At 68.2% G+C, this 19,363-nt stretch carries 19 protein-coding genes; 11 read left to right on the top strand and 8 right to left on the bottom strand.

Annotated elements, in window-relative coordinates:
- Positions 1–92: 92 nt before the first annotated feature.
- A complete protein-coding gene (gene mutM / locus IED13_RS07060) occupies positions 93–983 on the bottom strand; it encodes a bifunctional DNA-formamidopyrimidine glycosylase/DNA-(apurinic or apyrimidinic site) lyase (protein ID WP_133560286.1) in 891 nt (296 codons plus the stop codon).
- Positions 984–1,097: 114 nt separating this feature from the next.
- Between mutM and ubiE the strand changes: the two genes are divergently transcribed.
- Both ubiE and ubiB read left to right on the top strand, forming a co-directional pair.
- Positions 1,098–1,859 (top strand): bifunctional demethylmenaquinone methyltransferase/2-methoxy-6-polyprenyl-1,4-benzoquinol methylase UbiE, encoded by a 762-nt coding sequence (gene ubiE, locus IED13_RS07055; RefSeq protein ID WP_191123770.1) that lies wholly within the window; start codon positions 1,098–1,100, stop codon positions 1,857–1,859.
- A gap of 16 nt (positions 1,860–1,875) precedes the next feature.
- Complete coding sequence (ubiB, locus tag IED13_RS07050) at positions 1,876–3,432, top strand: 2-polyprenylphenol 6-hydroxylase (protein ID WP_133560290.1); 1,557 nt, start codon at positions 1,876–1,878, stop codon at positions 3,430–3,432.
- Positions 3,433–3,555: 123 nt separating this feature from the next.
- Here the strand turns inward: ubiB and IED13_RS07045 are convergent, their stop codons facing one another.
- On the bottom strand, positions 3,556–5,010 hold the full coding sequence (locus IED13_RS07045) for an AMP nucleosidase (protein WP_038364987.1): 1,455 nt from the start codon (positions 5,008–5,010) through the stop codon (positions 3,556–3,558).
- A gap of 160 nt (positions 5,011–5,170) precedes the next feature.
- Here IED13_RS07045 and IED13_RS07040 point away from each other — a divergent pair, with 160 nt between their 5' ends.
- The 3 genes from IED13_RS07040 to IED13_RS07030 are packed head-to-tail and all read left to right on the top strand — an operon-like array spanning position 5,171 to position 6,598.
- Positions 5,171–5,518, top strand: coding sequence for an ArsR/SmtB family transcription factor (locus tag IED13_RS07040; RefSeq protein WP_112762428.1), 348 nt, complete (start codon positions 5,171–5,173; stop codon positions 5,516–5,518).
- 39 nt (positions 5,519–5,557) lie between these two features.
- Positions 5,558–6,103 (top strand): SRPBCC family protein, encoded by a 546-nt coding sequence (locus IED13_RS07035; protein ID WP_191123769.1) that lies wholly within the window; start codon positions 5,558–5,560, stop codon positions 6,101–6,103.
- A gap of 60 nt (positions 6,104–6,163) precedes the next feature.
- Positions 6,164–6,598: a VOC family protein gene (locus IED13_RS07030; RefSeq protein ID WP_142022445.1), complete on the top strand. Its 435-nt coding sequence runs from the start codon at positions 6,164–6,166 to the stop codon at positions 6,596–6,598.
- Between the two features lie 141 nt (positions 6,599–6,739).
- On the opposite strand, the gene IED13_RS07025 is transcribed toward IED13_RS07030, so the two are convergent.
- From IED13_RS07025 to IED13_RS07005, 5 genes are all read right to left on the bottom strand, one after another.
- Positions 6,740–7,495, bottom strand: a complete 756-nt coding sequence (locus IED13_RS07025; RefSeq protein ID WP_191123768.1) for an SDR family NAD(P)-dependent oxidoreductase — start codon at positions 7,493–7,495, stop codon at positions 6,740–6,742.
- Complete coding sequence (locus IED13_RS07020; RefSeq protein ID WP_191123767.1) at positions 7,468–8,505, bottom strand: ketopantoate reductase family protein; 1,038 nt, start codon at positions 8,503–8,505, stop codon at positions 7,468–7,470. The genes IED13_RS07025 and IED13_RS07020 overlap by 28 nt, the downstream gene beginning before the upstream one ends.
- Positions 8,506–8,518: 13 nt before the next feature.
- Entirely contained in the window at positions 8,519–9,466 is a 948-nt protein-coding gene (locus IED13_RS07015; RefSeq protein WP_191123766.1) for an isoaspartyl peptidase/L-asparaginase family protein, read from the bottom strand.
- Between the two features lie 73 nt (positions 9,467–9,539).
- Positions 9,540–11,132, bottom strand: a complete 1,593-nt coding sequence (locus IED13_RS07010) for an ABC transporter substrate-binding protein (protein ID WP_038364972.1) — start codon at positions 11,130–11,132, stop codon at positions 9,540–9,542.
- A 32-nt stretch (positions 11,133–11,164) separates the two neighbouring features.
- Positions 11,165–11,695 (bottom strand): MarR family winged helix-turn-helix transcriptional regulator, encoded by a 531-nt coding sequence (locus IED13_RS07005; RefSeq protein WP_051988240.1) that lies wholly within the window; start codon positions 11,693–11,695, stop codon positions 11,165–11,167.
- A gap of 157 nt (positions 11,696–11,852) precedes the next feature.
- On the opposite strand from IED13_RS07005, the gene IED13_RS07000 reads away from it, so the two are divergent.
- From IED13_RS07000 to IED13_RS06980, 5 genes are read left to right on the top strand one after another with little or no spacing between them, the layout of a single operon-like run.
- Positions 11,853–12,554 carry a creatininase family protein gene (locus IED13_RS07000; RefSeq protein ID WP_133560309.1) on the top strand — a complete coding sequence of 234 codons (702 nt, stop codon included), beginning with the start codon at positions 11,853–11,855 and terminating at the stop codon, positions 12,552–12,554.
- Between the two features lie 22 nt (positions 12,555–12,576).
- On the top strand, positions 12,577–13,551 hold the full coding sequence (locus tag IED13_RS06995; protein ID WP_112762434.1) for an ABC transporter permease: 975 nt from the start codon (positions 12,577–12,579) through the stop codon (positions 13,549–13,551).
- Positions 13,548–14,426, top strand: coding sequence for an ABC transporter permease (locus IED13_RS06990; RefSeq protein ID WP_038364968.1), 879 nt, complete (start codon positions 13,548–13,550; stop codon positions 14,424–14,426). The genes IED13_RS06995 and IED13_RS06990 overlap by 4 nt, the downstream gene beginning before the upstream one ends.
- Positions 14,423–16,135 (top strand): dipeptide ABC transporter ATP-binding protein, encoded by a 1,713-nt coding sequence (locus IED13_RS29185; protein WP_191123765.1) that lies wholly within the window; start codon positions 14,423–14,425, stop codon positions 16,133–16,135. The genes IED13_RS06990 and IED13_RS29185 overlap by 4 nt, the downstream gene beginning before the upstream one ends.
- Positions 16,136–16,146: 11 nt before the next feature.
- The gene (locus IED13_RS06980) at positions 16,147–17,052 is read left to right on the top strand and encodes a polysaccharide deacetylase family protein (protein ID WP_142022439.1); all 906 of its coding nucleotides are present in this window, start codon (positions 16,147–16,149) and stop codon (positions 17,050–17,052) included.
- Positions 17,053–17,109: 57 nt separating this feature from the next.
- Here the strand turns inward: IED13_RS06980 and IED13_RS29180 are convergent, their stop codons facing one another.
- Positions 17,110–17,433 carry a hypothetical protein gene (locus IED13_RS29180; RefSeq protein ID WP_248312476.1) on the bottom strand — a complete coding sequence of 108 codons (324 nt, stop codon included), beginning with the start codon at positions 17,431–17,433 and terminating at the stop codon, positions 17,110–17,112.
- A 608-nt stretch (positions 17,434–18,041) separates the two neighbouring features.
- Between IED13_RS29180 and IED13_RS29175 the strand changes: the two genes are divergently transcribed.
- Complete coding sequence (locus IED13_RS29175; protein WP_260368380.1) at positions 18,042–19,262, top strand: OmpA family protein; 1,221 nt, start codon at positions 18,042–18,044, stop codon at positions 19,260–19,262.
- The last annotated feature ends 101 nt before the right edge of the window (positions 19,263–19,363 follow it).

The raw sequence follows: 19,363 nt of genomic DNA, 5'->3' as shown, positions 1-19,363 counted from the left end.
CGGGCTTGACCCGAGCATCTCGTGCAAGAGGAGGCTCCAGTGTCACTTCCGGCCGGAGATTCTCGGGTCAAGCCCGAGAATGACGCGTGTCTCTACCGCCTCGGCTGGCAGCTCTCGCAATAAAACGTCGAGCGGCCCGACTGCACTAGGCGCTTCACCAGCTTGCCGCAGCCGGGCGTGACGCAGGTCTCGCCCTCGCGGTCATAGACCTTGAAGCGGTGCTGGAAATAGCCGAGCGAGCCGTCGGCATGGGCGAAGTCGCGGAGCGTCGAGCCCCCGGCCGCGACGGCCTCCTCCAGCACCTCGCGGATGATGCGGGCGAGCTCATGCGCTTTCTCGCGCGGCCGGCCCGTCGGTGTCGCGATCGTTCCGGCTTCGGCCTCGGGGTGGAGCCCGGCCCGGAACAGCGCCTCGCAGACATAGATATTGCCCAGACCCGCCACGAGCCGCTGGTCGAGCAGCGCGGCCTTCAGGGGCGCGAACTTGCCCGCGAAGAGCTTCGCCAGCGTCTCGCCGGAGAGTTCGTTGCCGAGCGGCTCGATGCCCATGCCGGCGAAATGCTTGGAGGTAGCCAGCTCGGCGCGCGGCACGAGGTCCATGAAGCCGAAGCGGCGCACGTCATTGTAGGTGACCCGCGCGCCGGTCCCCATCTCGAACACGACATGGTCGTGGATCAGATGCCGGCCGATATCGTTGTAGTAGCTGCCGGGTTCGGTCGGCGGCGTTCCGGGCGCCTCGACGATGAAGCGCCCGCTCATGCCCAGATGCATCACGAGCGCCGCGCCGTCGTCGAGATCGGCGATCAGGTATTTCGCCCGCCGCGACAGGGCCTCGATCCGCCGGCCTGTCAGGCGCTCAGTGAAGCGCTCCGGCAGGGGAAAGCGCAGGTTCGGCCGGCGCAGCTCGACCCGCGCGAAGCGCTCGCCCAGCATGGCGGGCTCCAGCCCGCGCCGGACGGTTTCGACCTCGGGTAGCTCCGGCATATCAGCGACCTCAAATAAAGCCTGCGTCGAGAGGGCCCGCGACAAGCCCGCCGCCTTTGGCTATTGATCGGCTCAGGCGAATACAAGACAGATTTGCACAAGGCCGGCCCGACCGTGACAGCAGCTTCCGACACCACCCATTTCGGCTTCGAGACGGTGAAGCTCGCCGAGAAGCAGGCCAAGGTCGACGACGTCTTCCACAAGGTCGCAGACCGTTACGACCTGATGAACGACATGATGTCGGGCGGGCTGCACCGGGCCTGGAAGAGCGCGCTGCTGACCGCGATCAACCCACCGAAGGATCGTGCCTTCCATCATCTCGACGTGGCCGGCGGCACGGGCGACGTCGCCTTCTCGGTGCTGGAGGCCGGCGGCCCGCTGACTGATGTTACCGTGCTCGACATCAACGCGGACATGCTGCGCGTCGGGCGCGAGCGGGGCGAGAAGCGCTTCCCGGATAATGATCGCATCCGCTTCGTCCAGGGCAATGCCGAGGAACTCGGCCTGCCGGACGGTCATTTCGACTGCTACACCATCGCCTTCGGCATCCGGAACGTGCCGCGCATCGACAAGGCGCTGACCGAGGCCTATCGCGTGCTGAAGCGCGGCGGGCGCTTCCTCTGCCTCGAATTCAGCCATGTCGACGTGCCGCTGCTCGACAAGATCTACGAGACCTATTCCTTCAGGGTGATCCCGCCGATGGGCCGGATGGTCACCGGCGAGGCCGAGCCCTACCAGTACCTCGTCGAATCGATCCGCAAATTCCCGAAGCCGCAGGCCTTCGCCAACATGATCGAGGATGCCGGCTTCCGCCGCGCGAAATTCACGCCGATGACCGGCGGCGTCGTGGCGCTGCATTCCGGCTGGAAGCTGTGATGCTGGCTGCGGCGGCATGATCTCCTCCTTCTTCCACATGCTGCGCGGCGTGCGCGTCGGCTTCGTGCTGGCGCGTGAGGGCGCGCTCGCCTTGGTCGACCCCTCCGTGCTGCCGCCGCTGGCGCGGGGCCTGATCCGTGTCGGCCGGCTGATCGAGCGGCGCGGCGCCGGTTCTTCCGCGACCCGCCTCGCGGCGGCGCTGACCCGGCTCGGCCCCTCCTACGTCAAGTTCGGCCAGTTCCTGGCGACCCGGCCGGACGTCGTCGGCATGAAGATCGCCGAGGATCTGTCCGCCCTGCAGGACCGAATGCCGGCCTTTTCGATGGCGGAGGCGCGCGCCATCGTCGAGGCTGCGCATGGCGTGCCGCTGGAGACGCTGTTTCCCGAGTTCAGCGAGCCGGTTGCGGCCGCCTCGATCGCTCAGGTCCACCGCGCCCGGCTGAAGGATGGCCGCGAGGTGGCGGTGAAAATCCTGCGGCCGGGCATCCGCGACCGCTTCAACCGCGACCTCGCCGCGATGCGCTTCGGCGCCGAGATGGCCGAGATGCGTTCGGCCGAGGCGCGCCGGCTACGCTTCACCGGCGTGGTCGAGACGCTGGCCCGCTCCGTCGCGATGGAGATGGACCTCAGGCTCGAGGCCGCCGCCCTCTCCGAATTTGCGGAGAACACCAAGGAAGACACCGATTTCCGCGTGCCGGAGCCGGATTGGCAGCTCACCGCGCGCGAGATGCTGGTTGACGAATGGATCGACGGCGTTCGCCTCTCCGATGTCGAGGGCCTGCGCGCCGCCGGCCACGACCTGCCGGAGCTGGCCCGCAAGATCATCCAGTCCTTCCTGAAGCACGCGATCCGCGACGGCTTCTTCCATGCCGACATGCATCCCGGAAACCTGTTCGTCGATGCGGAGGGGCGCCTCGTCGCGGTCGATGGCGGCATCATGGGTCGGCTCGGCCTGAAGGAGCGGCGCTTCCTCGCGGAAATCCTGCTCGGCTTCATCACCCGCGACTACACGCGCGTCGCGCAGGTGCATTTCGAGGCGGGCTATGTCCCCGCCCATCACGATGTCGCGGATTTCGCCCAGGCGATCCGCGCCGTCGGCGAGCCGATCCACGACAAGCGCGCCGACCAGATCTCGATGGCCAAGGTCCTGACCCTGCTCTTCGAGATCACCGGCATGTTCGACATGGCGACGCGCACCGAGCTCGTCATGCTGCAGAAGACCATGGTGGTGGTCGAGGGCGTGGCGCGCTCGCTCGATCCGCATCTCGATATGTGGGGCACGGCCGACCCCGTCGTGCGCAGCTGGATCACCCATAATCTCGGGCCGATCGGCAAGCTGGAGGAGGCCGGGCGCGGCGCCCGCTCCCTGCTCGGCTCGCTGGCGGCGCTGCCTGACACGGTCGTTCGGGCCGAGCGCGTCCTCGGGCAGCTCGAGGACGCCTCGCGCCACGGTTTTGCGCTCGACGAGCGCAGCGTCGCCGCGATCGGCCGAGCCGAGGCGCAGCGCAATCGCTGGGGCACGGCGGCGCTCTGGGTGATCGCGGCGCTGGTCGCCTACGGCGTGTTCGGCTAGGTCAAGCCTCAGCCGTCATTCTCGGGCGAAGCACAGCTTCGACCCGAGAATCTCTCGCAGGAAGAGGCGCCTTTCCGTCCTGAGATGCTCGGGTCAAGCCCGAGCATGACGTGCCTCTCTGAGTTACCGAAACGGCGGCTCGTCAAAGCTCCTGAGCTTGCGCGAATGGATCGCCGAGCCGGTCTCCTTGAGCTTCTTCAGCGCGTCGAGTCCGATCCGCAGATGCTCGCCCACCGCCCGTTCGTAGAAGGCGTTGGCGGCGCCGGGCAGCTTGATCTCGCCATGCAGCGGCTTGTCGGAGACGCAGAGCAGCGTGCCGTAGGGCACGCGCAAACGGTAGCCCTGCGCCGCGATCGTGCCGGACTCCATGTCGACGGCGATGGCGCGCGACAGGTTGATGCGGCGGCGCTCCTTGGTCCAGCGCAGCTCCCAGTTGCGGTCGTCCTGCGTCACGACGGTGCCGGTGCGCAGCCGCTGCTTCAGCGTATCGCCCTTCTCGCCGGTGATGTCGGCCGCGGCCTGCTGCAGCGCGACCTGCACCTCGGCCAGGGCCGGGATCGGGATGTCCGGCGGCACCAGCTCGTCCAGGATGCCGTCCTGCCGGAGATAGGCATGGGCGAGGACATAGTCGCCGATGATCTGCGTCTGGCGCAGGCCGCCGCAATGGCCGACCATCAGCCAGCAATTGGGGCGCAGCACCGCCAGATGGTCGGTGATGTTCTTCGCATTGGAGGGGCCGACGCCGATATTGACCAGGGTGACGCCGTCGCCATCCTTCCGGATCAGGTGATAGGCCGGCATCTGGAAGCGGTGCCAGGGCGCCGACATCACCCGCTCAGCCGCCGAGACGTCGACGCCGTCGCGGTCGATGCGGATGCCGCCCGGCGCGACCAGCGCCTCGGCCGTGCCGGCCTCGATCTCGGCCAGGCCCAGCCGGACGAACTGGTCGACATAGCGATGGTAGTTGGTCAGCAGCACCCAGGGCTGCACGGCCCGCCAGTCGGTGCCGGTGTAATGCACCAGCCGGCGCAGCGAATAGTCGACACGCACCGCGTCGAAGAGCGAAAGCGGCCGCGGCTCGCCCTCGACGATGTCGAAGGTGCCGTCGGCGATCTCGTCCCCGACCAGCGCGAGCAGCGGGGTCGGGAAATAGCGCGCGAGCTCGGCGGCGGTGATCTTGCCGCGCCCCAGCTCGTCGCCGCCTTCGAGCGCATAGGGATAGGGGATTTCCTGCTGGCTGATGCCGGTCTCGATCATCGCGCCGTATTCGGCGACGAGCGGCTTGAGCTGGTCGAGCAGATAGCTCCTGAACTCGGCCGGCTGGGTCACCGTCGTCGAGTAGATGCCCGGCGCGGCGAATTTGGCGTAGCCGCGCCGCGTCGCCGCCGGCAGCTTGGAGGGCTCGTAGCTCACCCGCAGCATGGGGTAGCGATAGCGCTCCCGCTGCTCCGGGGTCGGCGGCTCTCCGGTCTCGAAGAAGCGCTGGAGATCGCTGCGCAGCGCGCCGCGCGCCTCCTCATAGAGCCGTTCGAGGCGGTCAATGGCAGCTTCGGGCGTCGCGGCGGTCTCGAAGCTCATGGGCGGCGGCATCCTTCTCTCCCATCGGTTCTAACCATGCGCCCTCGGTCCTGACAACAACCGGCAGTCCGCCCCGCCAGATTGGGGGAAAGGACGGCTTGACGCGGGTGGAGTTCGGCATTACTAAACCGATCAGTTAATTAACTGATCGGTTTCATAGATGTCGACGGACCCGCTCAGCCTGACCTTCGCCGCCCTCGCCGACCCGACCCGCCGCGCCATCCTGGCCCGGCTGTCGGAGGGCGAGAGCTCGGTGAAGGAGCTGGCCGAGCCCTTCGCGATGAGCCTGCCGGCCGTCTCCAAGCATCTGAAGGTGCTGGAGCGGGCCGGGCTGATCACGCGAGGGCGGGAGGCGCAGTGGCGACCCTGCCGGCTCGATCCCGGCCCGTTGCAGGACGTCTCGGAATGGCTGGAGCATTACAGCCGTTTCTGGGACCAGAGCCTGGGGCGGCTGGACGAGGTCCTGCGCGCGATCAAGGCGAAACCGCCGGGTGAACCGGGCGTTTGACGTCCAGATCTCTTCAATTGGATCAAAAGGCTTCTCGTCATGCTCAAGACAGCTCTCCTCAGCCTGCTCGGCCTCGTCGTGATCGCCGTCGCGGTGGTGCTGATCCTTGCCGCCCGCAAGCCCGACACCTTCCAGGTCACGCGCACGGCCACGATCAATGCGCAGCCGGAGCGGATCTATCCGCTCATCGCCGATTTCAAGGCCTGGGGCGCCTGGTCGCCCTGGGAGAAGAAGGATCCCGCCATGACGCGCAGCTATGGCGGGCCGGAAAGCGGAGTCGGCGCGACCTATGCCTGGGCCGGCGACAAGAATGTCGGTGAGGGCGGCATGCGCATCCTCGAGGCCAACCCGCCCGCCAGGATCGCGCTCAAGCTCGATTTTCTCAAGCCATTCGAGGCGCATAACGACGTCGTCTTCGCTCTCGCCCCGCAGGGCTCCGCGACGAATGTCACCTGGACCATGACCGGCCCGACGCCCTTCATCGGCAAGATCATGCATGTCTTCATGGATATGGACCGCATGGTCGGCGGCGATTTCGAATCCGGTCTGGCAGCGATGAAGGCGGCCGCCGAGCGGCCCGCCTGAAGCCTGTCGCCGCAGGGCCTGAACGCCGCCGATACGCGATAATCAAAGGAGGAGACGACGATGAAACTCTCGACCTATCTGATGTTCGGCGGCAATTGCCGCGAGGCCTTCACCCACTACGAGAAGGTGCTCGGCGGCAAGATGCTCGCCATGATGGATCACAAGGGTACGCCGGCCGAGGAGCATGTTTCGCCGGAATGGCGCGACAAGATCCTGCACGCCTGCCTGGAGATCGACGGCCAGATGCTGATGGCCTCGGACGCGCCGCCGGATCGCAGCGACGGCCCGATGCGCTCGGTCTCTGTCAGCGTCGGGGTCAAGACGCCGGAGGAGGCGGAACGCATCTTCGCAGGGCTCTCCGAAGGTGGCGCCAAGGTCACCATGCCGATGGCCGAGACCTTCTGGTCGCCGCGCTTCGGCATGCTGACCGACCGGTTCGGCACGAGCTGGATGGTCGGGGCGGAGATGCCGGCGGATCAGGCGAATTGCGGTTGACGCTGCCGGTTTCCCGAGGAAACACGCCGTCATCCCGGGCTTGACCCGGGATCCATCGTAAGGCTCTGCGCTCTGTGATGGATCCCGGATCTGCGCGGCTTGGCCGCTTGTCCGGGATGACGGCGGGTTTCCGAGCCGCCTCTACGAGCGCCCGCCGTCGACCGAGAGCACCTGCCCGCTGATCCAGCCGGCCTGCTCGCTCAGGAAGAACAGCGTCGCGTTGGCGATGTCCTGCGGCGTGCCGAGCCGGCGGGTGTGGATGCTCTCGACCAGCCGCTTCTGGCCCTCCGGCCCATAGCTCTGCCATTGCCGCTCGGTCGCGGGGTTGGAGCGGACGAAGCCGGGCGCCACCGAATTCACCGTGATGCTATGCGGGCCGAACTCCCAGGCGAGCTGCCTGGTCAGCCCGACCAGAGCGTGCTTGGCGCTGGCATAGGCCTGAATGCCGGTGAGGCTCGGGCGCAGGCCCGCGCCCGACGAGATCGTGACGATGCGGCCATAGCCGGCCCGTCGCATCACCGGAGCCGCGGCTTGCGCCAGGAAGAAGGCGGCATCGACATTGGCGGCGAAGATGGCGCGCCAATCCTCTTCCGAGATGTCCTCGATCGGCCGGCCGACCTGCCCGCGCACGCCGCCGGCGGCATGGACCAGGAGATCGAGCCCGTCATCGGCGGAGGCGATGGTCCGGATCAGCGCCTGCGCCGCCTCGGGCGAGCCAAGATCGACGGCATGGGCGGTCGCGCCGAGGCTCCGGGCGGTCTCTTTGACGCCATCCGCATCGATGTCGGCGAGATGGACACGCGCGCCGGCCTCTGCCAGCGCCGTGGCAATGGCGCGCCCGATGCCCTGGGCGGCACCGGTGACGAGGGCTACGCGGCCGTCGAAACGGATCTGCATCGGTCGATCAGCACCTTCAGCGTCTCGAAGGCCATCGGGCGGCGGCCTTCCTCGATGTCGTGGATGAGCGAGACCAGGGTCTCCAGCGCCGGCGTCGCGACGCCGGCCTCGCATCCGAGCGTGGCGATGATGCCGATCTGCGGATCGACCTCGGTCCTGCGCTTGCGCACCGCAAGGTCGCGCCAGATGCCGGAATGGGTCTTGGCCGTCCGCGAGGTGTAGTCGGCGAGCCATGCGATCGTTGCGACCTGCGGCCCCTCGGGCGCGCCCGGCGCGAACACCGTCGGGTCGAATTCGCCGAAGCCGAGCGAGGTGATGCCGCGCTTGCTCGCCACCGCGCCGACTTCGCGGCCAAGCGCGAGCCAGCCCGGCAGGCGCTGCGGGTCGGCGAAGTTCGCCGACATCGAATCGTCGGTCAGGGCCGTGGCGAACAGCATCGCGCCGTAGGCGAGCTTGCCCCAGAGATAGCCCCAGATGTTGTCGGTCAGGATCGAATCCGGCTCGAACAGCTTGAGCAGGCGGTGCATCTCGGCCGCGCGCTCGCTGACGGAGCCGTCGATCTCGCCCACGACCACGGCGCCGCGATTGCCATAGAGAATCTCGCCGTCGCCCAGCCAGTCGGCCCCGAAATTGACGAAGCAGCCGAGCGTGCGCCGCTCGCCGACCGCCCTGGCGATGGCGAGCTCGTTGAGCCCGTTCTGGGCCGAGAGCACGAAACCGTCCTCGGCCAGATGCGGCTTCAGCGCGGCGAGCGCCGCTTCCGTCGCGCCTGCCTTCACGGCGAGCACGATGCGGCGATAGCGGCCGTCCAGCTCCTGCGGCGTCACGGCCGGCACGACCTGCCGGAATTCGGCAACCGGGCCGGTGGTCGAGAGCCCCCGTGTCCGGCAGGCCTCGACATGGCCGGGTACGACATCGACGAGGAGCACAGGCACGCCAGCCCGCGCCCAATAGGCGCCGAGTGTCCCGCCGATCGCGCCGGCGCCCCAGATCAGGATCGGTTCGCTCATCCGCGCCGGCTCATCAGGCCTGCCCGACCATCTCGACATCGCCATGGGTGGCGACGTGCAAAAGCCCGTCCGGCGTCACCCAGCCGCGATACATGCCTTCAGTGTTGTAGGGCGCGACGATCGTGCCGTCGGCGCCGACAGCCACCAGCCCGGCGCCGATCTTGTGGTCGGAAAGCTCGCCCAGAACCTCGTGCGTCGCCTGATCCAGCGTGAGGCCCTTATAGGCGACCAGGGATGCGATCTCGTGGCCGACGCAATAGCGGATGAAATACTCGCCCTTGCCGGTGCCGGAGACGGCGCAGCGCCCGTCGCGGGCATAGGTGCCGGCGCCGATGATCGGCGAATCGCCGACGCGCCCGGCCGGCTTGTTGGTGTAGCCGCCGGTCGAGGTCGCGGCGGCGAGGTGGCCCTGCGCGTCGCAGGCGACGGCGCCGACCGTGCCGTGCTTCTCGGCCTCGCTGGCTTCGGAAGCCGTGCCGACGATTTCGCGGATCTTCATCGAGGCGAGGTTCTTACGTCGCCGCTCGGTCGAGAAATATTCGTTGGGGACGGTGTCGACGCCCTCATGCTCGGCGAAGACGTCGGCGGCCGGACCGGCCAGCAGCAGCGGATCGCCGCGCAACATCAACGCCTTGGCCGCGACGATCGGATTGCGGATGTGCTTGGCGGCGCAGACCGCGCCGGCAGCGAGCGTCGCCCCATCCATGATCGAGGCGTCGAGCTCATGCTCGCCATCGGCGTTGAAGGCGGCGCCGTGGCCGGCATTGAAATGCGGCGAATCCTCCATGACGCGCACGGCGGCCTCGACGGCGTCCACCGCCGGCCCACCCTTGGCGAGGATGGTCCAGCCGGCGCGCAACGCGCCGGCGAGGTCGGAGCGGGCTTGCGCCCATTCGGCTTCGGTCATCTCGGCCTTCGGCAAGGTGCCGCAGCCGCCGTGGATGGCGAGAGCAAGTGTCATGAAAGAGGTTCCGTCGAAGTGATCTGGTCCGTCCCGGCCGGCGCGGGGCCGGCCGGGAGGCGGAGGCGAAGGGTCACTTCTTAACAGGCTTGATGTCCATCGCCAGCGTGTCCTCGTCGACGCGCGGCGCGATGGTGACCTTGTCCTTCTGCATCGCCCAGGCAGAGCCGACGGCCGTGATCGGCAGGCGCGGCCGGTCCTTGGCGACGATCGCGGCGACATCCGAGAGCATCTTGTTGCGCTTGGCCTCGTCCATCTCGATGGCCGCGTCCTCGATCAGCTTGTCGACCTGCGGGTTGGCGTAGTTCTGGACGTTGAAGGCGCCGAGCTTCTTGGCCGGGTCGTTCGAATGCACCAGCGAGGACAGCGTGTAGTTGGCCTCGCCCGTCAGCGTGCCCCAGCCGGACATCGCCATCGAGAAATCCCCGCGCAGGCGGGCCGGGAAGAAGACGGCGCCGGGCTGGGCATTGGCGTTCACCTCGATGCCGATGCGCGCCAGCATCTGGGCGATCGAGGTGCCGACCTGCCGGTCGCCGGGCAGGCGGTCATTGGTGAAGGAGAAGGTGACCTTGAAGCCGTTGGGGTAGCCGGCTTCCTCCATCAGCTTCTTCGCCTTGGCGAGGTCGGGCTTCAGCGCCGGCAGCTCCTTGTTGAAGCCGGCGATGGTCGGCGTCACCAGCTGGTTGGCCGGGGCGCCCAGCCCTTCCATGGCGATCTCGGCGAGCGCCGGCCGGTCGATGGCGAGGTCGATCGCCTCGCGCACCCGGACGTCCTGCATCGGGTTCTTCGGCAGGGGCGAGCCGTCCTTGGCGCTGACCTGCGGGGACTTGTCCCGCATGTCGAGCTCCATGTTGAAGAGATAGACGCTTTCGATGGTGGTGACGGTGAGCTTCGGGTCGCGCTTGAGCGTCGGCACGTCGGAAGCCGGCGCGCGCACGATGATGTCGACCTGGCCCGCCTTGAGCTGCGCGACGCGGGCGGCGTCGTTCGGCAGTTCCTTGCGCACGACCTTGGCCCAGGGCTCCTTCGGGCCCCAATAGCCGTCGAAGCGCTCGAGCACGAGCTGGTCCTTCGGCGTCCAGGACACGAATTTATAGGGGCCGGTGCCGATCGCGGCCTTGCCGGAGTTGAACGCCTCGTTGGCATTGTCCTTGGTCAGGCCGGCGGCCGCCTTGTGCGAGACGATGAAGAGGCGGATGAAGTCGTTCGGCAGGTTCGGCGCGGGCCCGTCGGTGACGACCTGCACCGTCAGCGGATCGACGATCTTCACCTCCTTGACGCGGCGGACATAGATCGTCGTCGGGTTCGGGCCGGCGACGACCGGGATGCGCTCGATCGAGAACTTCACGTCCTCCGCCGTGAAGTCCGAGCCGTCATGGAACTTGACGCCGGGCCGCAGCTTGAACTCCCAGACATTGGGCTCGATCGCCTTCCAGCTCGTGGCGAGCCGCGGTTCGAGCTGGAGCTTGTCGCCCGACCAGATCAGCGTGTCGAAGACCTGCTTCAGCGCTTCGGCATGGGTGCCGGTCGCGGTGAAGTGCGGGTCGATCGATTCCGGGCCGGCGCGGACGCCGATCGTCAGCGTCTGGGCCAGCGCGCCGGTCGAGACGGTGGCGCCGAGCAGGGCGGCGAAGGCGGCGAGACGAAAGCTGCGTGCCAGATTCATCATGGATCCCCTGTTGTTGGCGTTGATGTCGTCTAGAGTTCTTGCGGCCAGTCGGGCGAGGCGATGACGAGCTTGTCCATCAGCGTGCGGAGCTGGCGCTGCTCTTCGGAGCTGAGGCAGGCGAGCATGGCCTGCTGCTGCTCCACCATCAGCGGCATGGTCTCGTCGAAGATCTTGCGCCCGGCCGGCGTCAGATGCAGCACGTAGCTGCGTAGATCGGCCGGGTCGCTCTCGCGCTTCAGGAGGCGCCGCTGCAGCAGCTTCTGGATCGCGCGCGAGAGCGTGTTCTTCGGCAGGCCGGCCGAGGCGACGATGTTCTTCGCCGCCACGCCCTCCTTGAGGCCGACCGCATAGAGCGCGACGAAATCCGGCCGGACCAGGCCGTAGCGCGTCTCGATCCAGCGATAGACCGGGTCGTTGAAGCGGAAGGCGACGAAGTTCAGCCTGAAGGATAGCCAGCAGGGGTTTTCCCAAAGCTTGGTCACGATCAAGGGATCGAGCGCGCCCAGCGCCGCTTCGCGTGCGGGATCGACAGGCGAAAGGGGGCTCGGAGAGCGGCTCATGTCGGCTGTCTCTTCGGTCAAATTAGTTCCAGATGGAACTTGACCGTATCTTGGGACGGAGTCAAGGGTAGTGCCGGGATCGCGCCATCGCAATCCATTTAGTCTATCGCATTAGTAGTTTGTCCGTCGCTCCAATGACCCAAGCAAGGAACGCACCGTGCTGGTTGCCGAGATGAACTGGATGCAGATCGAGGCGCAGGCGCGCCGCGACGATCGCTGCGTCCTGCCCCTCGGCAGCGTCGAGCAGCACGCCTATCTCAGCCTCGCGACCGATGTGATCCTGTCCGAGCGCGTGGCACAGGAGGCGGCCGAGCCGCTCGGCATTCCCGTCTTTCCCGTGCTCGCCTATGGCCTGACGCCGGGATTCCTGGATTTCCCCGGCAGCATCTCGCTGAAGCTGAGCACTTATGCGGCTCTGCTGGGCGACATCTTCGACGGCTTCTACCGCTCGGGCTTTCGCCGGATCGTGCTGGTCAACGGCCATGGCGGCAATTCGCCGGCCCAGAACTTCGCCACCGAATGGCTCGATCGTCACCCGGACGCGAGCGTCAGGCTGCATAATTGGTGGGCGGCGCCGCAATTCCAGGCGGCGGTCAAGGCGGTCGATCCGGCCGCCTCGCACGCCTCCTGGATGGAGAACTTCCCCTGGACGCGGCTTGCGGGCGTGGCCATGCCCGATACGCTGAAGCCGCCCTTCAACGCCGCCGAATATCAGGCCGCCAGCCCGGCGAAGCGGCGCGAGATCCTCGGAGACGGCAATTTCCACGGCCTTTACCAGCGGCCGGATGAGGAAATGTTGGAGCTCTGGCAGGTCGGCGTCGAGGAGACCCGTGCAGCGATGGTGGAGAACTGGCCGTGACGTCGCGCCGAAGGCTTCACGCATGCTAGGCCACATCGCCTCCCGCCTGGCTCAGGCCCTCGTCGTCATGCTCGTCATGTCGGTGCTGGTCTTCGTCGGCGTCTACGCGATCGGCAATCCCATCGATGTCCTGATCGGCCCCGATGTCAGCCAGGAGCTCCGGCTCCAGACCATCGCGCATTACGGGCTCGACCGGCCGCTTTGGGAGCAGTACCTCACCTTCCTTGGCCGCGTGCTGCACGGCGATTTCGGCCGCTCCTTCGTCTTCGGCATGCCGGTGATGGATCTCATCCTGTCGCGGCTGCCGGCGACGCTGGAACTGACGCTGGCTGCGGTCTGCGGCGCGGCGCTGATCGGCATCCCCGCCGGCATCTATGCGGGCTACAGGCCAGACAGCTTCGCCTCCCGGCTGATCATGACGGTCTCGATCCTCGGCTTCTCGGTGCCGACCTTCTGGATCGGCCTCGTGCTGATCATGGCCTTCGCCGTCGAACTGCAATGGCTGCCGGCCGGCGGGCGCGGCGAGACCGTCTCCGTCTTCGGCGTCGAATGGAGCTTCCTGACGCTGAATGGGTTGAGCCATCTGCTCCTGCCGGCGCTCAACCTCGCCCTCTTCAAGCTCGCCCTGATGACGCGCCTCGCCCGCGCCGGCACCCGCGAGACCATGCTCTCCGACACCGTGAAATTCGCTCGCGCCGCCGGCTTGTCCGAGTGGACCGTGCTGCGCCGCCATGTGCTGCGGCTGATCGCGATCCCGCTGGTCACCGTCTTCGGCCTCGAATTCGGCTCGACTCTGGCTTTCGCCGTTGTCACCGAGACGATCTTCTCCTGGCCGGGCATCGGCAAGCTGATCATCGACTCCATCCAGTCGCTCGACCGGCCGGTGATGGTCGCCTATCTCATGCTCGTCGCCTTCGTCTTCATCACCATCAATTTCCTCGTCGATCTCGCCTATGTCGGGCTCGATCCGCGGCTCAGGAAGGGGGGCGCGCGATGACCGACGCTTCTCCAGCAGCCCGCTTCTGGGCCGAGTTCCGCGAGAGCAAGGTCGCGGTCGTGGCGCTCGCCGTGGTCGTGCTGATGATCGGCATCGCCTTGCTGGCACCGCTCGTCGCGCCGCAGGACCCTTACGACCTCGCCAATCTCTCGCTTTCCGATGCGCGCCGTCCGCCGGGTTTCGTCGGCGAGGGCGGCTATACCCATTGGCTCGGCACGGATGCGCAGGGGCGCGATCTCCTCTCGGCCATCCTCTACGGCCTGCGGATCTCGCTGGAGATGGGCCTGGTGGCGGGCGCGCTCGCCTTCACGCTCGGCGTCGCGCTCGGCATCGGCGCGGCCTATATCGGCGGGCGCTGGGAAGCCTTCATCATGCGCGTCATCGACCTGCAGCTCGCCTTCCCGGCGATCCTGCTGGCGCTCGTGCTTTCGGCGCTGCTGGGCCAGGGCAAGCTCCAGCTCATCGCGGCGCTGGCCTGCGCGCAATACGCCTATTTCGCCCGCACCGCCCATGGCGCGGCCTCGGCCGAGCGCGGCAAGGACTATGTCGAGGCTGTGCTCTCGACGCCGTTGCCCGGCTGGCGCGTCGTCCTGCGCCATATCTTTCCGAACTGCCTGCCGCCCTTGATCGTCGTCGCGACCGTGCAGGTGGCCAATGCCATCGCGCTGGAGGCGACGCTCTCCTTCCTCGGCGTCGGCCTGCCGGTGACGGAGCCCTCGCTTGGCATGCTGATCTCGAACGGCTTCCAGTACATGCTGTCCGGCCGCTACTGGATCTCGATCTATCCCGGCATCGCCCTGATCGTCCTGATCGTCGCCATCAACCTCGTCGGCGACCGCATTCGCGACCAGGTCAATCCGAGGCTGAAGCGATGAGCGACGCGCCTCTCCTTCAGGTCACCGACCTCGCCACCCATTTCCACACCCGCAATGGTGTGGTGAAGGCGGTCGACGGCGTCTCCTTTGCGCTGAAGCGCGGCGAGGTGATGGGGCTCGTCGGCGAGTCCGGCTCGGGCAAGAGCATCACCGGCTTCTCGATCATCGGGCTGATCGACGCGCCCGGCCGCGTTGAGTCCGGCTCGTCGGTGAAGCTGGAGGAGCGCGAACTCGTCGGCTTGCCTTCGGCGGAACTGCGAAAAATCCGCGGCAAGCAGATCTCGATGGTCTTCCAGGACCCGATGATGACGCTGAACCCGATGCTGACCATCGGCACGCAGATCCGGCTCGCCCTGGAAGCGCATGAGACGGTCTCCAGCGCCGAGGCTCGCCGCCGCGCCGTCGCGGCCTTGGCGCAGGTCCGCATTCCCGACCCCGAGAGCAAGGTCGATTTCTACCCGCACCAGTTCTCGGGCGGCATGCGCCAGCGCGTTGCCATCGCGATTGCCCTGTTGCATCGGCCGAAGCTGATCATCTGCGACGAGCCGACGACCGCGCTCGATGTCTCCGTCCAGGCCGAGATTCTCGTCGAGATGAAGGAGCTCGTCGCCGAGCTCGGCACGGCGCTGATCTGGATCAGCCACGACCTCGCCGTCGTCGCCTCGCTCGCCGACCATGTCTGCGTCATGCGCTACGGCAAGATCGTCGAGGCCGGGCCGACGCTCGATGTCCTGACCCATCCGCAGCATCCTTATACGCGGGGCTTGCTCGATGCGCTGCCCTCCCGCTCCGAGCCCGGAACGCTGCTGGCTGGCGGCGCCGGCGCGGAGGCTGCTCCGCCGCCACGTGTCGCGAAGGAGACCGCACCGCAAACCGGCGACGCCGTGCATTACGTCCGCATCGAGCATGTCGCCAAGCGCTTTGCCCAGACGCCCGGCCTGTTCCGGAAGCTCGCGCAGAAGGCCGGCCTGTCGAAGGCACCGGCCGCTGTGCAGGCCGTCGACGACGTCACGCTGGTGCTGAAGCGCGGCGAGGCGCTCGGTCTCGTCGGCGAATCCGGCTCGGGCAAATCGACGCTCGGACGCGTCGCGGCCGGCATCTATGCGCCGGACAGCGGTTTCGTGCGCATCGACGATGCGCCGGTGATGAGCGCGGGCGACCATCCGCACAAGGTCACGACGCGCGTCCAGACGATCTTCCAGGACCCCTTCGCCTCGCTTAACCCCCGCATGAGGGTGGGTGACAGCATCGCCGAAGGTCCGCTGGCGCACGGGCTCATCAAAAGCGGCGAGGCGAAGACTTACGTCCGGCAATGGCTGGCGGCGGTCGGGCTCGATCCGGATTTCGCGGACCGCTACCCACACCAGTTCTCCGGCGGCCAGCGCCAGCGCGTCGCCATTGCCCGCGCGCTCGCCATGCAGCCGGATGTCGTGGTCTGCGACGAGCCGGTCGCCTCGCTCGACGTCTCCATTCAGGCGCAGATCATCAACCTCTTGATCCGCCTGCGGCAGGAACTGGATCTCACGCTGATCTTCATCTCGCATGACCTCTCGGTCGTCCGCCATCTCTGCGACCGCGTCGCGATCATGTATCGCGGCAAGATCGTCGAGAGCGGCCCGGCCGGCCAGGTCTACGATCATCCGCAGCACGACTACACCAAGCGCCTGCTCGCCGCCGTGCCGGTGCTACCGGGCGCTGTGACGACCTGAGGAGAGCGACCATGACAAGCCAGTCCGATGAACTCCTGCCCTGGCAATGGCCGGAAGAGGTCTGGCGCGGCAAGGTCGAGCAGGTTCGCGCCGGCCGCAATCTCAAGCCGGCCAGATGGAAGAACGGCGCCCGTTGCGCCGTGGCCCTCTCCTTCGATGTCGATCACGAGACCAACGAACTGCGCGACGGCGGCAAGTCGGTCGGGCGCCTCTCCTGGGGCCAGTACGGCAACCGCGTCGGCGTGCCCCGCATCCTCGACCTGCTGAAGCGGCAGGATATCCCCGCAAGCTTCTTCGTGCCCGCCGTCACGGCCCTGCTCTATCCGGAAGAGCAGCGCCGCATCATCGGTGCCGGCCACGAGATCGGCCTTCATGGCTGGATCCACGAGGTCAATACGGCGGTGCCACCTGAGAACGAGCGCGAATTGCACCTGCGCTCGGCCGATACGCTGGAGAAGGTCACCGGTGTCCGCCCGGTCGGCATGCGCACGCCGTCCTGGGATTTCTCCGACGTGACGCTCGCGATCGAGCGCGAGCTCGGCCTGCTCTACGATTCCTCGCTCTTTGCCGATGACGATCCCTATGAGATCGTCGAGAAGGGCGAGCCCACCGGCATCGTCGAACTGCCGGTCGAGTGGATTCGCGACGACGCGCCCTATCTCAGCATGAACCGCTTCCAGGCGCTCCGGCCCTATACGCCGCCGGAAGCGGTCTTCGACATCTTCCGGCGCGAATTCGAGGGCGCCTATGCCGAGGGCGGGCTCTTCCTGCTGACCATGCACCCGCATGTCATCACCTACCGCTCGCGCTTCTGGATCCTCGAGGAGCTGGTTCGCCTCGCCAAGGCCAAGGGCGATTGCTGGTTCGCGACCCATGCCGAGATCGCGGCCTATGTGAAGGACGAGGCCGGCATCTGACCCGCTCGGGCGGTGGAACCGCTGCCCGATTCCCGCCGTTTTCGCTTCATCGCCGGTTCAGGCCGCAAGGGCCCTGATACCGCGCAGGTTGAACGAATGACGGGAATCGCGATGCGCACGAAACGCTTGCTGCTGGTCGGAACGGTCCTGCCGGCCCTTATCCTCTCCCAGGCGGGGCAGGCCTTCGCGCCGTTGGGCGTCCAGCTCGCCCAGGCGCCGGGAGGCGACGACGATCGTGGCCGCGGCCAGCGTGAGCGCCAGCCCGGTCCCGGAGGAGGCCAGCCCGGTCAGCCGGGGCATCCAGGAGCCGGCGGCCAGCCGGGGCGTGCCGGAGCCGGCGGTCAACCCGGCCAGCCCGGCCGCCCGGGACAGCCGGGACAACCTCCTGGCGAGCGCGCGCCCGCAGCGCCCCGCCCGCCCATGCCTTCCGCGCCGGCACCGGCCGAGCGGACCGCCCCGCCGCCTCCGCCGCAGAGCCAGCCACGGCCTGCGCCGCCGGCCCTGCAGCCCCGGCCCGAGCGCCCGGCGCCGCCGAGCGCCGCGCCGGCTCCTCAGGAACGCCTCGCGCCGCCTGCCGCGCCTGCGCCGTCGCGGCCTGCGCCCGTGCCGCCGCCGGCAGCACAGCCCGGCGTGCCCCGGTGCAGCGTCCGGCCGTTCCGCCTGCGCCGCAGCCCGGCGCTCAGCCGACCCAGCGACCCGTGCCTCCCGCGGCACCGACGGCTCCGGCCCAACCCAATGCGGCTTCGCCCGGTGCGCCCCAGCCCGGCCTCAGGCCGGATCAGCGCCCGGCTGCGCCCGGTGCGATCCCGTCCGCCCCGCAATCCGGCGCGCAGCCCTCACAGCGGCCCCTGCCGCCGCCGGGAGCGCCCGCGCAACCCGGAGCACCCGTGCAGCGGCCCGTGCCTCCGCCCGCGCCGACGGCTCCGGTCCAACCCAACGCGGCGACGCCGGGCGCGCGCCAGCCCGGCCCCCGGCCCGATCAGCGGCCCGTGCCGCCGATTCCGCCCGCCGTTCCCGGCCAGCCCTCGACCCCGGCTCAACCGGGTGCGGTTCCTCCTGCTGCGGCCCCGGTTCAGGGCCAGCCGAACCCGGCCGTGCCGCCGGGAGCTGCGCCCGGTGCCGTCGTGCCCGGCCGTCCCGGCGTCGCCCCGCCTGCGCCTGGCGCCGTGCAGGGGCAGCCGCCGGCAGGTCTTCCCGGCCAACTTCCCGGTCAGCCGCCCCAGCGTGAGGGGCGTCGCGGCGGCATTTCGCCCGGCGTCGCCGGGGCGATCGGCCTCGGGGCCGGCGTCATCGGCGGTATCATGGCGACCCAGGGCGCCGAGCGCTTCGACGACATCCGCAGGGAACGGCAGGAGCAGCGCGAAGGTGACCTCACCATCATCCGTGAACCCGGCCGCACCATCATCCGCGACGATGACGGCCGCGCCATCATCCGCCGCGACGAGGACCAGCGCTTCCGGGATCTCGGCTGGCAGGGCCGCGCCGAGCGCCGCGACGGCGAGACGCGCACCGTCTTCGAGCGGCCCGACGGAACGCGCATCGTCACCGTCACCGACGAGGAGGGCCGGCTGATCCGCCGCAGCCGCATCGGCCGCGACGATCGCGAGGTGATCATCATCGACAACACGCTGCGGGACCGTCCGGGGCGCTTTGCCGACGATGTCGTGGTGCTGCCCCCGCCGCCGCTGCCGATCCCGCGCGAGCGCTATATCGTCAATGCGGACCAGGCCGATGAGAGCCTGATCTACGAGACGATCATGGCCCCGCCGATTGCCGCGATCCCGCGTCGCTACACGCTGGACGAGGTCCGCTACTCGCCCGACCTGCGTGCCCGCATGCGCAGCGTCGATATCGACACGATCAACTTCGAGACGGGCTCCTGGCAGGTCACGGCCGACCAGGCGCAACGCCTCGCGGTGATCGCGGATTCGGTGCGGCGTGTGCTGCAGGGCTCGCCGAACGAGGTCTTCCTCGTCGAGGGCCATACCGATGCCGTGGGTTCCGACATCGACAACCTCTCGCTCTCCGACCGCCGGGCCCAGTCCGTCGCCGAGATCCTGACGCGCGACTTCCAGATCCCGCCCGAGAACCTGACGACCCAGGGCTATGGCGAGCAGTATCTGAAGGTGCAGACGCAAGCTGCCTCGCGCGAGAACCGGCGCGTCACGCTTAGGCGTATCACGCCGCTGCTGACGGGCCAGAGTCGCTGATCGGCGCGGCGTCGAAACGCCGCTATCGCACAGAGCGGGGCTGCACTTTGTGCAGCCCCGCTCTTCGTCGGAAGCAAGGAACCGCCGCTTCGTTTCGCCAG

It is taken from the genome of Allobosea spartocytisi (genome assembly GCF_014764685.1).
In the GTDB taxonomy this organism is placed as follows: Bacteria; Pseudomonadota; Alphaproteobacteria; order Rhizobiales; family Beijerinckiaceae; genus Allobosea; species Allobosea spartocytisi.
Note: the sequence above shows the minus strand (reverse complement) of the source record. Positions and strands in the feature narration are given on the sequence as shown.

Excerpts from the sequence above, each read along its gene's own strand:
- IED13_RS07040 (WP_112762428.1), top strand. The coding sequence starts at position 5,171 with ATGTCGACGGACCCGCTCAGCCTGACCTTCGCCGCCCTCGCCGACCCG.
- IED13_RS06990 (WP_038364968.1), top strand. The coding sequence starts at position 13,548 with ATGACCGACGCTTCTCCAGCAGCCCGCTTCTGGGCCGAGTTCCGCGAG.
- IED13_RS07005 (WP_051988240.1), bottom strand. The coding sequence starts at position 11,695 with ATGAGCCGCTCTCCGAGCCCCCTTTCGCCTGTCGATCCCGCACGCGAA.
- IED13_RS07025 (WP_191123768.1), bottom strand. The coding sequence starts at position 7,495 with ATGCAGATCCGTTTCGACGGCCGCGTAGCCCTCGTCACCGGTGCCGCC.
- ubiB (WP_133560290.1), top strand. The coding sequence starts at position 1,876 with ATGATCTCCTCCTTCTTCCACATGCTGCGCGGCGTGCGCGTCGGCTTC.
- IED13_RS07020 (WP_191123767.1), bottom strand. The coding sequence starts at position 8,505 with ATGAGCGAACCGATCCTGATCTGGGGCGCCGGCGCGATCGGCGGGACA.
- IED13_RS07030 (WP_142022445.1), top strand. The coding sequence starts at position 6,164 with ATGAAACTCTCGACCTATCTGATGTTCGGCGGCAATTGCCGCGAGGCC.
- IED13_RS06980 (WP_142022439.1), top strand. The coding sequence starts at position 16,147 with ATGACAAGCCAGTCCGATGAACTCCTGCCCTGGCAATGGCCGGAAGAG.
- IED13_RS07035 (WP_191123769.1), top strand. The coding sequence starts at position 5,558 with ATGCTCAAGACAGCTCTCCTCAGCCTGCTCGGCCTCGTCGTGATCGCC.
- IED13_RS07045 (WP_038364987.1), bottom strand. The coding sequence starts at position 5,010 with ATGAGCTTCGAGACCGCCGCGACGCCCGAAGCTGCCATTGACCGCCTC.
- IED13_RS07010 (WP_038364972.1), bottom strand. The coding sequence starts at position 11,132 with ATGAATCTGGCACGCAGCTTTCGTCTCGCCGCCTTCGCCGCCCTGCTC.
- mutM (WP_133560286.1), bottom strand. The coding sequence starts at position 983 with ATGCCGGAGCTACCCGAGGTCGAAACCGTCCGGCGCGGGCTGGAGCCC.
- IED13_RS29185 (WP_191123765.1), top strand. The coding sequence starts at position 14,423 with ATGAGCGACGCGCCTCTCCTTCAGGTCACCGACCTCGCCACCCATTTC.
- IED13_RS07015 (WP_191123766.1), bottom strand. The coding sequence starts at position 9,466 with ATGACACTTGCTCTCGCCATCCACGGCGGCTGCGGCACCTTGCCGAAG.
- IED13_RS06995 (WP_112762434.1), top strand. The coding sequence starts at position 12,577 with ATGCTAGGCCACATCGCCTCCCGCCTGGCTCAGGCCCTCGTCGTCATG.